The following is a 13,944-nucleotide window of genomic DNA, read 5'->3' on the forward strand; positions in this document are numbered from 1 at the left end:
AGCCCCATGTTCACCGCCGACCGCGTCCCCTCGCTCAAATCCGTCCTGCTGGCCAGCGGCGTCGTCCTGACGCTGGCCATGGGCGTGCGCCACGGCTTCGGCTTCTGGATGCAGCCCATCTCCGAGGCCAATGGCTGGACCCGCGAAACCTATTCGCTGGCGCTGGCGCTGCAAAACCTGTTGTGGGGCGCCTTCGGCCCCGTGGCCGGCATGGCGGCGGACCGCTACGGCACCATGCGGGTGGTGCTGGTCGGCGCGCTGGCCTACATGGCGGGGCTGGTGTGGATGGCGGTGGTGACGCAGCCCACGCTGTTCATCATCGGCTCCGGCGTGTTCATCGGCCTCGGGCTGTCGTGCACCGCCTTCGGCGCGGTCAGCGGCATCATCGGCCGGGTCGCGCCCGTGGAGCGGCGCTCCTGGGCCTTCGGCATCTCCGGCGCGGCCAGCTCCTTCGGCCAGTTCCTGATGATGCCGCTGGAGCAGTTCCTGATCACGTCCCTGGGCTGGCAGAACGCCTTCTACCTGCTGGCCGGGGCCATCATCCTGGCCATGGTGCCGATGTCCTTCTACCTGCGCGAGCCCGAGGTGGCGCGCGGCGACGGCCAGCACCAGAGCATAGGCGAGGCGCTGGGCGAGGCGCTGCGCAACCGCTCCTTCCTGTTCCTGGTGGCCGGCTACTTCGTGTGCGGCTTCCAGGTCGTGTTCATCGCCGTCCACCTGCCGGCCTACCTGAAGGACAAGGGCGTGGTGGACCCCAAGGTGGCCGTGATGGCGCTGGCGCTGATCGGCCTGTTCAACATCTTCGGCTCCTTCTACGCCGGCAAATGGGGCGGCATGGTGCCCAAGCGCTATCTGCTGTCCGGCATCTACTTCATCCGCTCGGTGGTGATCGCGTTGTTCCTGCTGGCGCCGTTGTCGGCCATGTCGGTGTACCTGTTCGCCGCGGCGATGGGCTTCATCTGGCTGTCCACGGTGCCGCTAACGAACGGCATCATCGCCGGCATATTCGGCGTCAAGCACATGTCGATGCTGGCGGGGGTCGTGTTCTTCTCGCACCAGATCGGCAGTTTCCTCGGCGTCTGGCTGGGCGGCTACCTGTACGCGCAGCAGGGCAACTACGACGTCGTCTGGGGCATCGCCATCGCGCTGGGCGTGATGGCCGGCCTGGCGAACCTGCCGGTGGACGAGCGCCCCGTCGCGCGCGGCGCCCTGAAAGCCGCGTGAGGCCATGAAGACCTGGCTGCTCAGGGCGGCGCTGGCGCTCGTCCTGGCGCTCGCCTTCCTCGCCTACCTGCGCCCCGACTTCATGCTCGACCTCGGCACCCGCATCGTCATGTGCCTCTAAGTTATCAAAAGCACATCGGTGTCAGGCGCGACATTCGGACATTCACGTTGTGAATGTCCGAATGTCGCGCCTGACACCGATGTAATTCTGTCAAACTTTCAGGAATTCCTCGCGGCCGCCGAGCCAGCGTTCGAGGTGGGCTTCCACCGTTTCGGTGTGGCGGGCGTCGCGCAGCAGGGCGCTGGCGACGTCGCGCGCCTGGTCGACCAGCCAGGCGTCGGCTTCCAGGTCGGCGAAGCGCAGCATGGCTTGGCCGGATTGGCGCGAGCCGAGGAATTCGCCGGGGCCCCGTATCTCCAGGTCGCGGCGGGCGATCTCGAAGCCGTCCGTCGTTTCGCGCATCGTCATCAGGCGCTGCTTGGCCACGCCGCCCAGCGGGCTTTGATACAGCAGCAGGCAGACGCTGGCCGCCGAGCCCCGCCCCACGCGCCCGCGCAACTGGTGCAGCTGCGACAGGCCGAAGCGCTCGGCGTGCTCGATCACCATCAGCGAGGCGTTCGGCACGTCCACGCCGACCTCGATCACCGTGGTCGCCACCAGCACCTGCATCTCGTTGGCGGTGAAGGCGTCCATGATGGCCTGCTTTTCCGCCGGCTTCAGGCGCCCGTGCACCAGGCCGACGCTCAGGTCCGGCAGCGCCTCGGCCAGCAGCGCGTGGGTGTCGGTGGCGGTCTGCAGCTGCAGCGCCTCCGATTCCTCGATCAGCGGGCAGACCCAGTACACCTGCCGCCCCTCCAGCGCCGCCGCGTGCACCCGCTCGATCACCTCGTCGCGCCGGTTCTGGTCGATGGCGCGCGTGACGATGGGGCTGCGCCCCGGCGGCAGTTCGTCGATCACCGACACTTCCAGGTCGGCGTAGTACGTCATCGCCAGGGTGCGCGGGATGGGCGTGGCGGACATCATCAACTGGTGCGGGATCGCGTCCTCGTTGCCCTTGTTGCGCAGCGTGAGGCGCTGGCCGACGCCGAAGCGGTGCTGCTCGTCGACGATCACCATGCCCAGGTTCGCGAATTGCACGGTGTCCTGGATGATGGCGTGCGTGCCGATCACCAGCCGCGCCTCGCCCGATTCGACCATCGCGGTGGCGGCGGCCTTGTCCTTCTTTTTCAGGCTGCCCGTCAGCCACGCGACCTTCACGCCCAGCGGTTCCATCCACGCGGCGATCTTGCGGAAGTGCTGGTCGGCCAGGATCTCGGTGGGCGCCATCAGGGCGGCCTGGTAGCCGCTGTCGATGGCTTGCGCGGCGGCCAGCGCCGCCACCACGGTCTTGCCGGCGCCGACGTCGCCCTGCAGCAGGCGCTGCATCGGATACGGCTGGCAGATGTCGGCGCGGATCTCGTCCAGCACGCGCTGCTGCGCGCCCGTCAGGTGGAAGGGCAGGGCCCTCTGGAAGGCGCGCGACAGGTCGCCCACCACGCTGAGCGGCGGCGATCCCTTGGAGCGCCGCGCGCGCTGCGCGCGCTTCAGCGACAGCTGCTGCGCCAGCAGCTCGTCGAACTTCATGCGCGTCCACGCGGGATGCGAGCGGTCCAGCAGCGCGTGCTCGTCCACCTCCTGCGGCGGGTAGTGCAGCAGCTTCACGGCCGGCTCGAAGTCGGTCAGTTGCATGCGCGCCACCAGCGGGGCGGGCAGGGTGTCGCGCCAGTCCACGCGCTTCATGGCGTCGTTGATCGCGCGCCGCAGCATGGTTTGCGACAGGCCCTCGCCGGCCGGGTACACCGGTGTCAGCGACGTGGGCAGCGGCGCGCCCTCGTTGATCACCTTGTAGTTGGGATGGACCATCTCGGCGCCGAAGAAGCCGTGTTTCAGCTCGCCCCGCGCGCGCACCCGCGTGCCCTCGGCCAGCTGCTTGACCTGGCTGCCGTAGAAGTTCATGAAGCGCAGCTGCAAGTCCCCGGTCTCGTCGGCGATATGGACCAGCAACTGGCGCCGCGGCTTGAAGCCGATCTCGCTCTTGGTGACGATGCCCTCCACCTGCGAGGACTGGCCGCCGCGCAGGCACGCGTCGCGTATCGTGATGACCTGCGTTTCGTCCTCGTAGCGCATGGGCAGGTGCAGCACCAGGTCCATATCGGTGCGCAGGCCCAGCTTGGCCAATTTTGCTTCCGGGCTGACAGTCGGTTTCTTTTGCTTAGGTGCGGCCATATTCAGGTGGTTCTTGGGCTGGTGTAAAATAGAGGGTTGCCCAACAGTTTCAGAAGTACCTTATGTCTTCTTTCTTGTATTCTCTATCAGATTTCGATTTTAACTTGCCGCCGGAGCGGATAGCGCAATTTCCTCTGCCGGATCGCAGCGCCTCCCGTCTTTTGCACGTGGACGGCGCGCGACTGCACGACCGCAAATTCACCGACATCCTGGATCAGCTCCAGGCCGGCGACCTGCTGGTGATGAACGACACCCGCGTGCTGAAGGCGCGTTTCTTCGGCGTCAAGGAGTCCGGCGGCAAGGTCGAGGCCCTGGTCGAGCGCGTGCTGGACACCCGCACCGTGCTGGCCCAGGTGCGCGCGTCCAAGTCGCCCGGCCCCGGCGTCAAGATACGCCTGGCCGACGCCTTCGACGTCACCGTCGGCGAGCGCGCCGGCGAGTTCTACACGCTGCACTTCGAAGCCGACGTGTTCGAGCTGATCGAGGCCCATGGCCGCCTGCCGCTGCCGCCCTACATCGAGCACGCCGCCGACGCCGTCGACGAGACCCGCTACCAGACCGTGTTCAACAAGGTGCCGGGCGCCGTCGCCGCGCCCACGGCCGGCCTGCATTTCGACGAGGCCCTGCTGCAAAAGCTGAGGGACAAGGGCGTGAACTTCGCCTATGTGACCCTGCACGTGGGTGCCGGCACCTTCCAGCCGGTGCGCACCGAGAACCTGGCCGAGCACAAGATGCACACCGAGTGGTACACCATGCCGCAGGCCACGGTGGACGCGGCGCGCGCCGCCCGCGCGGCGGGACGCGACGTGGTGGCGGTCGGCACCACCAGCCTGCGCGCGCTGGAATCGGCGTCGCAGTCCGGCCGGCTGGAGGCCGGCAGCGCCGACACCGCGCTGTTCATCACGCCCGGCTACCGCTTCAAGACGGTGACCCGCCTGATCACCAATTTCCACCTGCCGAAATCGACGCTGCTGATGCTGGTGTCGGCCTTCGCCGGCTACGACGAGATCCGCGCGGCCTACGCCCACGCGATCGCACACGAATACCGCTTCTTCAGCTACGGCGACGCCATGCTGCTGACGACGCAGGCCCGCGCATAAATAGCGCGTTCATTTAGGACATCCATGCTGGAATTTAAACTCATCAAGAACGACACCACGGGCCTGACCAAGGCGCGCCGCGGCACCGTCAAACTGAACCACGGCGAGGTGCAGACCCCGATCTTCATGCCGGTCGGCACCTACGGCTCGGTGAAGGCCATGTCGCCGCTGGAGCTGAAGGAAATCGGCGCGCAGATCATCCTGGGCAACACCTTCCACCTGTGGCTGCGCCCGGGCAACGACGTGATGTCGAAGTTCGGCGGCCTGCACGGCTTCATGGGCTGGGACAAGCCGATCCTGACCGATTCCGGCGGCTTCCAGGTGTTTTCGCTGGGCGAGATGCGCAAGATCACCGAGGAGGGCGTGCATTTCAATTCGCCCATCAACGGCGACAAGCTGTTCCTGTCGCCCGAGATCTCGATGCAGATCCAGCGCGTGCTCAATTCCGACATCGTGATGCAGTTCGACGAGTGCACCCCCTATGAAATCCAGGGCCGCCCGGCCACGGTGGACGAGGCGGCCAAGTCCATGCGCATGTCGCTGCGCTGGGCGCAGCGCTCCATGGACGAGTTCAACCGCGGCGAGAACCCGAACGCGCTGTTCGGCATCGTCCAGGGCGGCATGTTCGAGAACCTGCGCGACGAATCGCTGGCCAAGCTGGAGGAGATCGATTTCCCCGGCCTGGCCATCGGTGGCCTGTCGGTCGGCGAGCCGAAGGAGGACATGATGCGCGTGCTGGCCCACGTCGGCCCGCGCCTGCCGCCCAACAAGCCGCACTACCTGATGGGCGTGGGCACGCCGGAGGACCTGGTGGCCGGCGTGTCGAACGGCGTCGACATGTTCGACTGCGTGATGCCGACCCGGAACGCGCGCAACGGCTGGATCTTTACCCGCTTCGGCGACATCAAGATCAAGAACGCGCGCTACAAGGAAGACACCCAGCCGCTCGACGAGAGCTGCGGCTGCTACGCCTGCCGCAACTTCTCGCGCGCCTATCTGCACCACCTGCACCGTTCCCAGGAAATCCTGGGCGCGCGCCTGAACACCATCCACAACCTGCACTACTACCTGGACATCATGCGCCAGATGCGCGAGGCGCTGGACGGGGACCGCTTCCCGGCGTGGGTGCAACAGTTCCACGCCGACCGGGCGCGGGGCGTGTAGGCGCCGCGCCAGGCGCGCCGCAAGCTTGCAAAAAGAATTACCCGGCCCCATATCGCCTGGACGTCTGACGAGTCCCGGCGGGTGCTAGAATACAGCGCTAATTTTTCAAACTATATTACTGGAGTCCCCTGTGTTCATTTCCAATGCCTACGCCCAATCCACCGACGCACTCGGCCTGGGCGGCAACCTCACCAGCTTCCTGCCGCTGGTCCTGATGTTCGTGGTGATGTACTTCCTGATGATCCGTCCCCAGCAGAAGCGCGCCAAGGAACAGAAGGCGATGATGGATGCGCTGGCCAAGGGCGACGAAGTGGTGACCGCCGGCGGCATCCTGGGCAAAGTGTCCAAGGTGACCGACGTGTACGTGACCCTGGAAGTCTCCCCCGGCAACGAGATCATCGTGCAAAAGCCATCGATCACCACGCTGCTGCCGAAAGGCACGCTGAAAGCGCTGTAATCCGACCACGGGCCGCCCGATCCAGCATCGGCGGCCCGTTCGAGCCTCTCCTGGAACGTATATGAATCGCTATCCTGTCTGGAAATACATCCTCATCGCCTTCGCCGTGCTGATCGGGGCGCTGTACACGGCGCCCAACTACTTCGGTGAATCGCCGGCGCTGCAGGTGACCAGTGGCAAATCCACTGTCAAGGTCACCAGCGAGCTGAGCGCCCGCGTGGCGGACGTGCTCAAGCAAGGCAACATCCCCGCCGTCAGCATCAACCTGGACGGCACCGGCAGCCACACCTCGGTGCGCGCGCGCTTCACCGACACCGACGTGCAGTTCAAGGCCAAGCTGGCCCTGGAGAAGGCGCTCAATCCCGATCCGGCCGATCCGGCCTACATCGTCACCAACAACCTGACCGCCAACACCCCCGAGTGGATGACGAGCATCCTCGCCAAGCCCATGTACCTGGGCCTGGACTTGCGCGGCGGCGTGCACTTCCTGATGCAGGTGGACGTGCAGGCGGCGCTCGAGAAGCGCGTGCTGGGCATCCAGACCGCCGTGCGCAGCGCGCTGCGCGACAAGAGCGTGCGCCACGCCGGCATCGAGCGCAAGGGCAACGTGGTGGAGGTGAGGTTCCGCGACGAGGCCACGCGCCAGCTGGCCCGCAAGGTCGTCAACGACTTGATGCAGGACGTGATCCTGACCGACGGCGGCGCGGGGGAAGACCTGAGCCTGGCCATCGCCCTGAAGCCGGCCGCGCTCAAGGACGCCATGGACAACGGCGTCAAGCAGAACATCGCCACCCTGTCCAAGCGCGTCAACGAGCTGGGCGTGAGCGAACCCATCATCCAGCAGCAGGGTCCGGACCGCATCGTGGTGCAGCTGCCCGGCGTGCAGGACGTGGCGCGCGCCAAGGCCATCATCGGCCGCACCGCCACCCTGGAGATCCGCATGGTGGACGATTCCATCACCCCCGGCACCGAGCTGCAGGCGGCGGTGCCGTTCAACTCCGAGCTGTTCACCGTCGGCAAGGGCGTGCCGGTGATCCTGTACAAGGACATCGTGCTGACCGGCGACTACATCTCGCGCGCCACCGCCACCTTCGACCAGAACCAGCAGCCGGCCGTGTCGATCGACCTGAACGGCGACGGCGGCCGCAAGATCCGCGAGGCGACCCGCGACCGCGTGGGCAAGCGCATGGCCATCGTGCTGTACGAGCAGAAGGGCAAGCCCGAGGTGCTGTCCGTGGCCACCATTCAGAGCGAGCTGGGCGGTAGCGGCTTCCAGATCACCGGCATGGGCAACATGGAAAACTCCACCGAGCTGGCGCTGCTGCTGCGCTCGGGCGCGCTGTACGCGCCGATGACCGTGATCGAGGAACGCACCGTCGGTCCGGCGCTGGGCGCGGAAAACATCAAGAAGGGCCAGCTGTCCATGGTGTACGGCTTCGCCGCCATCGCCGTGTTCATGATGATCTACTACATGATGTTCGGCTTCTTCAGCGTGCTGGCGCTGGGCGTCAACCTGCTGCTGTTGATCGCGTTGCTGTCGATGATGCAGGCCACCCTGACCCTGCCGGGCATCGCCGCGATCGCGCTGGCGCTGGGCATGGCGATCGACGCCAACGTGCTGATCAACGAGCGCATCCGCGAGGAGCTGCGTTCCGGCGCCACGCCGCAGGCCGCCATCGCGGCCGGCTTCGACCGCGCCTGGGCCACCATCCTGGACTCCAACGTCACCACGCTGATCGTCGGCCTGGCGCTGCTGGTGTTCGGTTCGGGCGCCGTGCGCGGCTTCGCCGTGGTGCACTGCCTGGGCATCCTGACCTCGATGTTCTCCGCCGTCTTCGTGTCGCGCGGCGTGGTCAACCTGTGGTACGGCCGCAAGAAGAAGCTGCAGTCCATCGCCATCGGCACGGTCTGGGTTCCCGGCACGTCGTCGAAATAACAGCACAGAAGGTAGGATTTCATGGAATTTTTCCGCATTAAAAAAGACATCCCGTTCATGCGCCACGCGTTGGTGTTCAACGTGGTGTCGGCGCTGACCTTCGTGGCGGCGGTGTTCTTCCTGTTCCACAAGGGGCTGCACCTGTCGATCGAGTTCAAGGGCGGCACCGTGATGGAGGTGAAGTATCCGCACGCGGCCAACATCGAGCAGATCCGTAAAACGGTCTCCGCGCTGGGCTACGAGCAGCCCGAGGTGACCGGCTTCGGCACCGCGCGCGACGTGATGCTGCGCCTGCCGATCGTGCAGGGCGCCAGCAGCAAGGAGGCGTCCGAGGCCTCGGGCCGCGTGTTCGAGGCGCTGTGCAAGGCCGATGGCGGCCAGACCAAGCGCCTGGAAAGCGTTAGCGAGAAGGGCGAGCAAATCGCCAAGACCGCCTGCGTGGACGCGGCCGGCGCCGAGACGGTGCACCTGAACAAGGTGGAATTCGTCGGCCCGCAGGTGGGCGACGAGCTGGCCCAGAACGGCCTGAACGCGCTGATCATGGTGATCGTGGGCGTGATGATCTACCTGGCCGCGCGCTTCGAATGGAAGTACGCGGTCGCGGCCATCATCGCCAACCTGCACGACGTGGTCATCATCCTGGGCTTCTTCGCCTACTTCCAGTGGGAATTCTCGCTGACGGTGCTGGCGGCGGTGCTGGCGGTGCTGGGCTATTCGGTCAACGAATCGGTGGTCATCTTCGACCGTATCCGCGAAAACTTCCGCAAGCAGCGCAAGGCCTCGGTGCACGAGGTGATCGACAACGCCATCACCTCCACCATCTCGCGCACCATCATCACCCACGGCTGCACGCAGATGATGGTGCTGTCGATGCTGCTGTTCGGCGGCCCGACGCTGCACTACTTCGCCGTCGCGCTGACCATCGGCATCTGCTTCGGCATCTACTCCTCCGTGTTCGTGGCCGCGGCCGTGGCCATGTGGCTGGGCGTGAAGCGCGAAGACCTGATCAAGCCGGTCAAGGAGAAGGACGAAACGGACGGCGCCGTGGTTTAATACCGCTCGCCTAGCCAAGATGCCGCCACGTGCAACACTGGCGGCATTTTTTTTATCCCGGGAGAAACGATGAGCCGAGCCGGCCGCCTGTTCCAGCTGATGGATGCCCTGCGCGGCAACCGCCGTCCCGTCACGGCCGCGAAACTGGCCGAGCAGCTGGGCGTGTCCGAGCGCACCATCTACCGCGACATGCAGACCCTGGCCGAGCTGGGCGCGCCGCTGGAGGGCGAGGCCGGCGTCGGCTACATGCTGCGCGCCGGCTTCTTCCTGCCGCCGCTGATGTTCGGCGCCGACGAGCTGGAGGCGCTGGTGCTGGGCGCGCGCTGGGTGCGGCGCCAGGGCGACGAGGGCCTGTCCAAGGCGGCCTCCAGCGCGCTGGCCAAGATCGCCACCGCCTCGCCCAAGGACTTGCGCGACAGCATGGCCGACACCAGCCTGTGGGTGCCCATCGGCTACGACGAAACCGCCAGCGAGGCCTTCGTGCAGCCGGCGCGGCTGGCCATCCGGCAACAACACAAGATGCGCATCAGCTACCGCGACGAGGCCGGGCGCGAATCCCAGCGCATCGTGTGGCCGTTCGCGCTGGCCTATATGGAGGGCAAGCGGCTGCTGGCGGCCTGGTGCGAGATGCGCGACGCGCTGCGCCATTTCCGCATCGACCGCATCAGCGCGGCCGAGCCCATCGCCGAGCGCTATCCGACGCCGCGGCATGCCTTGCTGCAAGCCTGGCGCGCCGAGAACAATATTCGCGAAGATATGTGAATCAACGCACAGAGCCTCGCGCGGAGCGGCCTTAAGATGGACTCGTCTCTTTCAGGACATCCCTAGTTTTGGACTTCCCCCGCTGCTCCCCAGCGGGGTTTTTTTTTGTCCCCGCGCCTTCCTAAACGCTACTGACAGAAACTGTCGCGTGGCGCTTCTATCATGTTTGCACGTCCACGATAGGAGATCCCAACATGCGCCTGTACTATTCCCCGCTCTCGTCCAACGCCCGCCGCGTGGCCATCGCCGTCCACATGCTGGGCGCCGAGGTGGACGTCGTTGAAATCAACCTGGCCAGCGAGGCCGACCGCCGCCGCCTGCTGGAACTCAATCCCAACGGCATGCTGCCGGTGCTGGAGGACGACGGCTTCCTGCTGTGGGAGTCCTGCGCCATCATGCAATACCTGGCCGACAAGACGCCCGGCCACGAACTGTACCAGCGGGACTTGCGGACGCGCGCGGACGTGAACCGCTGGCTGTTCTGGGCCTGCCAGCACTTCTCGCCGGCGATCGGGGTGTTGACCTGGGAACGCATCTGGAAGGGCTATGTCACCGGCCAGCCGGCGGATCCGCGCGAAGAGGCCCGCGGCGGCGCCGACCTGGAACAGTTCGCCAGCGTGCTGGACGGGCACCTGGCCGGCCGCCAATGGGTGGTGGGCGACGCGGTCACGCTGGCCGACATCGCGCTGGCCGCGCCGCTGATGTACATCGGCAAGGCCTCGTTGCCGCTGTCCGGCCACGCCAACCTCATGGCCTGGTTCGCCCGCGTGCAGTTGTTGCCGGCCTGGCTGCAAACCGAGCGCGAGTTCTAGCCATGTGCGTCATTTGCCTCACCATGGAACGCGCCCGGGCGCGGCTGGGCTTGCCCGCCGATGGCCTTCAACGGTCCGGGCAGTGCGCCAGCGCCGCCGGGGAAACGCGCCGGGCGGATGCCGGCGGAACCAGCCGGCCCGCGCCGGCGGAAGGGCCGCGGCGCGACGCCGACCTCCGCGGCGAGCGGCGGCTGGTCGCGCGGCCGGCGCCGGAGCTGATCGCGCAGCTCGTCGAATAGCGGCACGGGCCTGCGCGGGCCACGGCCGCGCAGGCCGCGGCGGCGTTGTCCGCGCGGGCCTGCGGCAGCGGCAGCGCCAGCCGGTTTGCTCAGTTGCCGCGCTGCAGCTCGCGTTCCAGCTCGGCCACGCCGGCCGCCACGTCCACGTCGGCGCCCAGGTCTTTCATGGTCGAGCCCAGCGCGTGCAGGGTGCGGAACAGGTGGTGCGCGCGGCACTGCTCGCCCATCTGGCCGATGCGCACGATGTCCAGGCCGAAGGAGCCCGAGATTTCGACGCGGTATTTCAGCGAGATCTGCTTGCAGATCTCGGCGCGGTTGACGCCGGCCGGCACCTGGATGCCGACCACCGAATTGAGCCGCGACTCGGCCGCACCGTACAGCGACAGCCCCATCGCCTCCACGCCGCGCTGCAGGCCCAGCGAGCAGCGCAGGTGGCGCTCGAAGCGCTCCTCCAGCGTTTCCTTGCAGATCAGGTGCAGCGCCTCGTGCAGCGCCAGGATGCCCGACACCGGCGCCGTGTAGTGGTAGGACGCGTTGTGCCAGAACTGCTCGGCCAGCTTGGCGTCCAGGCACCAGTGCGGCGGCGGCGCGGTGCGCGCGTTGATGCGCTCCCAGGCCCGTTCCGAGAACGCGATCAGCGACACCCCGGGGATGGACGACAGGCCCTTCTGGCCGCCCGTCACCACCGCGTCGATCTTCCAGTTGTCCATCTCGCAGGGCATGGTGCTCAGCGTGCACACCGCGTCCACGATCACGTAGCAGCCGTAGTCGCGCGCCAGCTTCGTGATCTGCGGCAGGGTGTGGTTGAACACGGTGGACGAGGTTTCGCCCTGCGCGATGGTCAGCACCTCGGGCCGCAGCCGTTCCAGGTGCTCGCGCACCACGGCCAGCTGGGCCGCCTCGCCGTCCGGCACGATCAGGTAGTCGACCTGGCCGCCGACGCGGCTGGCCATCTCGCCGAAACGGCGGCCGAAATAGCCGTTGCACACGCTCAGCACGCGGGTGCCGGGGAACACCAGGTTGCACACGCTCATTTCCATCGCGGCCGAACCCGGTCCCGCCACGCCCAGGATCCAGCGCGACTCGGTCTGGAATACGTAGCGCGCCATTTCCTTCATCTGGTGGATGATCTTCGCCATCGTGTCGCCCAAATGGTTGATGACGATGGAATTGGCCTGCGCCACGCTGTGCGGGATGGGCACGGGGCCGGCGCCCATCATCAGCAGGGGTTCGGTGGGCAGGATGTTGATCAGGCTGTCGACTGTCGGTGGTGTTTGCATGGCGGGTCCAAGGTTTGATTGGTGGAAAATATAACATCGTTCCCGCTTCGTCGCTTTTTGGCCGGCATATTTCTGATATAAGATTACTTTATTGAAACTGAAGAGAGATCCGCGTGAACAACATCAGCTACCTCGACCGCGCCGTCGGCGCGCTGCGCACCCTGGGCATCAAGCTGGGCGGTCCCGAGACCGCCCCGGTGGTGCCGCTGCTGGAGAAAGTGGCGAAATACGACGCCGTGAAGATCACCGCCATCGCCACCACGCTGCAGCACTCGTCCGCCTTCAACGCCGCCGTGCGCGAACAGATCCAGGGCATGGACATCTCCACCCGCTACGCCGACATCACGGCCAGCTTCAACTCCGTGCGCGAGGACGCCGAGAAGATGAGCGGCTGGATCGCCGACGGCCGCCTGGACTTCCAGGAACGCATCCAGCTGGGCTGGATGAAGATGCGCCGCGGTTCCATCCCGGACCGCTTCAACAGCATCCGCGCCACTTACCTGGAGGTGGCCAAGGCCGCCAACGACCAGATCCAGCGCGAGGACGCCATCCTCGAGGCCTACCGCGACTTCCGCATGGCGCTCAAGACCGCCGAGGTGGACGCGCAGCAGGTGCTGGCCGTGGCCACCGCCGCGCTGGAGCAACGCAAGGCGGAATTGGACGCGGCCAGCAAGGCCACCGAGAACGTGGCCGACGACGTGGAGCGCGCCCGCCTGGAGCTGGCGCGCGACGAGGCCGTGCGCGCGGTGCAGGACGAGGACAAGTCCTACCAGATCGTCAAGGACATCGCCGACGACCTGAAGACCTCCTACAACACCGCCGAGCTGGTGTTCGCCCGCCTGCAGCAGACCCACACGCTGAAGGAGCGCATCTACCAGCGCGCGGTGACCTTCTTCTCGACCAACGAGGTGGTGTTCACCGGCCTGGCCGCGTCGTTCACCGCCATGGCCGGCCTGTCGGAAACCACCAAGACGCTGGACGCGATGACGGACGGCATCAACCAGGGCCTGGAGGCGCTGGCCAAGACCGGCAACCAGCAGCTCGAGGCGGGCCTGCGCGCCGGCTACGGCTCCACCCTGCGCGCCAGTTCGGTGACGGCGCTGGCCTCGGCCATCGTCGAGTTCCAGGGCAGCAGCATGAAGCTGATCGAGGAGCTGCGCGAGGAATCGACCCGCACCTCGAAGGAGATCGAGGCCGCCACCGAGGACAGCAAGAAGCGCTTCGTGGCGCTGCTGAACAAGGGGGCGTGACGTGGCGGGCTTGAGATGAAGATCCAGCTGGCCGAGCAGATGGGCGCGATGGCGCTCATCGACGAGCTGCGCCACCGGCGCATGCAGGTCGACGAGCACCTGGACTTGCCGCGGCGGCGGGAGGAGGTCGCCGAACGCGTGCGCGCGTATTACAGCGCGCAGCGCATCGAGGTCGACGACGCCCTGATCGAGCAGGGCGTGCGGGCCTATTTCGCGCGCCGGCTGGAGTTCCAGCCGGCGGACACCGCCTCGCCCGACTACGCGCGGGCGCTGGCCTACATCCAGGCGCAAGGGACGGGGGCGCCGGCGGCGCGCGCCGGCGCGCCCGGCCCGGCGCCGGCGCCGAGGGGCGTCATCGGCCGCGTCGGGGCGGCGCTGGCCAGGCTGCTGCGTTGAGGCGG

General features: G+C 66.8%; 12 protein-coding genes. 10 read left to right on the plus strand and 2 right to left on the minus strand.

Translation table 11 applies throughout. The annotated features are described in order from the left end of the window. Positions 1 to 6 precede the first annotated feature (6 nt). On the plus strand, positions 7 to 1,224 hold the full coding sequence (locus BM436_RS23190) for an MFS transporter (RefSeq protein ID WP_093557912.1): 1,218 nt from the start codon (positions 7 to 9) through the stop codon (positions 1,222 to 1,224). A 211-nt stretch (positions 1,225 to 1,435) separates the two neighbouring features. Here the strand turns inward: BM436_RS23190 and recG are convergent, their stop codons facing one another. Further along, complete coding sequence (gene recG, locus BM436_RS23195) at positions 1,436 to 3,490, minus strand: ATP-dependent DNA helicase RecG (protein ID WP_093557913.1); 2,055 nt, start codon at positions 3,488 to 3,490, stop codon at positions 1,436 to 1,438. A gap of 74 nt (positions 3,491 to 3,564) precedes the next feature. Between recG and queA the strand changes: the two genes are divergently transcribed. The 7 genes from queA to BM436_RS23230 all read left to right on the plus strand — a co-directional run bounded on the left by queA (position 3,565) and on the right by BM436_RS23230 (position 10,774). Next, a complete protein-coding gene (queA, locus tag BM436_RS23200) occupies positions 3,565 to 4,590 on the plus strand; it encodes a tRNA preQ1(34) S-adenosylmethionine ribosyltransferase-isomerase QueA (RefSeq protein WP_093557914.1) in 1,026 nt (341 codons plus the stop codon). 24 nt (positions 4,591 to 4,614) lie between these two features. After that, positions 4,615 to 5,754 carry a tRNA guanosine(34) transglycosylase Tgt gene (tgt, locus tag BM436_RS23205; protein WP_093557915.1) on the plus strand — a complete coding sequence of 380 codons (1,140 nt, stop codon included), beginning with the start codon at positions 4,615 to 4,617 and terminating at the stop codon, positions 5,752 to 5,754. A gap of 130 nt (positions 5,755 to 5,884) precedes the next feature. Then, positions 5,885 to 6,211, plus strand: coding sequence for a preprotein translocase subunit YajC (gene yajC / locus BM436_RS23210; protein WP_093557916.1), 327 nt, complete (start codon positions 5,885 to 5,887; stop codon positions 6,209 to 6,211). A gap of 61 nt (positions 6,212 to 6,272) precedes the next feature. Beyond that, entirely contained in the window at positions 6,273 to 8,147 is a 1,875-nt protein-coding gene (gene secD, locus BM436_RS23215) for a protein translocase subunit SecD (RefSeq protein WP_093557917.1), read from the plus strand. A gap of 21 nt (positions 8,148 to 8,168) precedes the next feature. After that, on the plus strand, positions 8,169 to 9,200 hold the full coding sequence (secF, locus tag BM436_RS23220) for a protein translocase subunit SecF (protein WP_093557918.1): 1,032 nt from the start codon (positions 8,169 to 8,171) through the stop codon (positions 9,198 to 9,200). 69 nt (positions 9,201 to 9,269) lie between these two features. After that, a complete protein-coding gene (locus tag BM436_RS23225) occupies positions 9,270 to 9,962 on the plus strand; it encodes a helix-turn-helix transcriptional regulator (RefSeq protein ID WP_177307445.1) in 693 nt (230 codons plus the stop codon). 194 nt (positions 9,963 to 10,156) lie between these two features. Further along, on the plus strand, positions 10,157 to 10,774 hold the full coding sequence (locus tag BM436_RS23230; protein ID WP_093557919.1) for a glutathione S-transferase family protein: 618 nt from the start codon (positions 10,157 to 10,159) through the stop codon (positions 10,772 to 10,774). A gap of 328 nt (positions 10,775 to 11,102) precedes the next feature. On the opposite strand, the gene BM436_RS23240 is transcribed toward BM436_RS23230, so the two are convergent. Beyond that, on the minus strand, positions 11,103 to 12,293 hold the full coding sequence (locus BM436_RS23240; protein WP_093557921.1) for a pyridoxal-phosphate-dependent aminotransferase family protein: 1,191 nt from the start codon (positions 12,291 to 12,293) through the stop codon (positions 11,103 to 11,105). Positions 12,294 to 12,406: 113 nt separating this feature from the next. Between BM436_RS23240 and BM436_RS23245 the strand changes: the two genes are divergently transcribed. Further along, entirely contained in the window at positions 12,407 to 13,543 is a 1,137-nt protein-coding gene (locus BM436_RS23245; RefSeq protein WP_177307447.1) for a merozoite surface protein 3b, read from the plus strand. Between the two features lie 15 nt (positions 13,544 to 13,558). After that, positions 13,559 to 13,939 carry a DUF6384 family protein gene (locus BM436_RS23250; protein ID WP_093557922.1) on the plus strand — a complete coding sequence of 127 codons (381 nt, stop codon included), beginning with the start codon at positions 13,559 to 13,561 and terminating at the stop codon, positions 13,937 to 13,939. Positions 13,940 to 13,944: the final 5 nt, after the last annotated feature.

The organism is Pseudoduganella namucuonensis, assembly GCF_900116645.1.
Lineage (GTDB): Bacteria > Pseudomonadota > Gammaproteobacteria > Burkholderiales > Burkholderiaceae_D > Rugamonas > Rugamonas namucuonensis.

What these genes read in the sequence shown, in the direction of transcription:
- recG (WP_093557913.1), bottom strand. Translation starts at nt 3,490, where the DNA reads ATGGCCGCACCTAAGCAAAAGAAACCGACTGTCAGCCCGGAAGCAAAA.
- secF (WP_093557918.1), top strand. Translation starts at nt 8,169, where the DNA reads ATGGAATTTTTCCGCATTAAAAAAGACATCCCGTTCATGCGCCACGCG.
- secD (WP_093557917.1), top strand. Translation starts at nt 6,273, where the DNA reads ATGAATCGCTATCCTGTCTGGAAATACATCCTCATCGCCTTCGCCGTG.
- BM436_RS23190 (WP_093557912.1), top strand. Translation starts at nt 7, where the DNA reads ATGTTCACCGCCGACCGCGTCCCCTCGCTCAAATCCGTCCTGCTGGCC.
- BM436_RS23225 (WP_177307445.1), top strand. Translation starts at nt 9,270, where the DNA reads ATGAGCCGAGCCGGCCGCCTGTTCCAGCTGATGGATGCCCTGCGCGGC.
- BM436_RS23240 (WP_093557921.1), bottom strand. Translation starts at nt 12,293, where the DNA reads ATGCAAACACCACCGACAGTCGACAGCCTGATCAACATCCTGCCCACC.
- BM436_RS23250 (WP_093557922.1), top strand. Translation starts at nt 13,559, where the DNA reads ATGAAGATCCAGCTGGCCGAGCAGATGGGCGCGATGGCGCTCATCGAC.
- tgt (WP_093557915.1), top strand. Translation starts at nt 4,615, where the DNA reads ATGCTGGAATTTAAACTCATCAAGAACGACACCACGGGCCTGACCAAG.
- BM436_RS23230 (WP_093557919.1), top strand. Translation starts at nt 10,157, where the DNA reads ATGCGCCTGTACTATTCCCCGCTCTCGTCCAACGCCCGCCGCGTGGCC.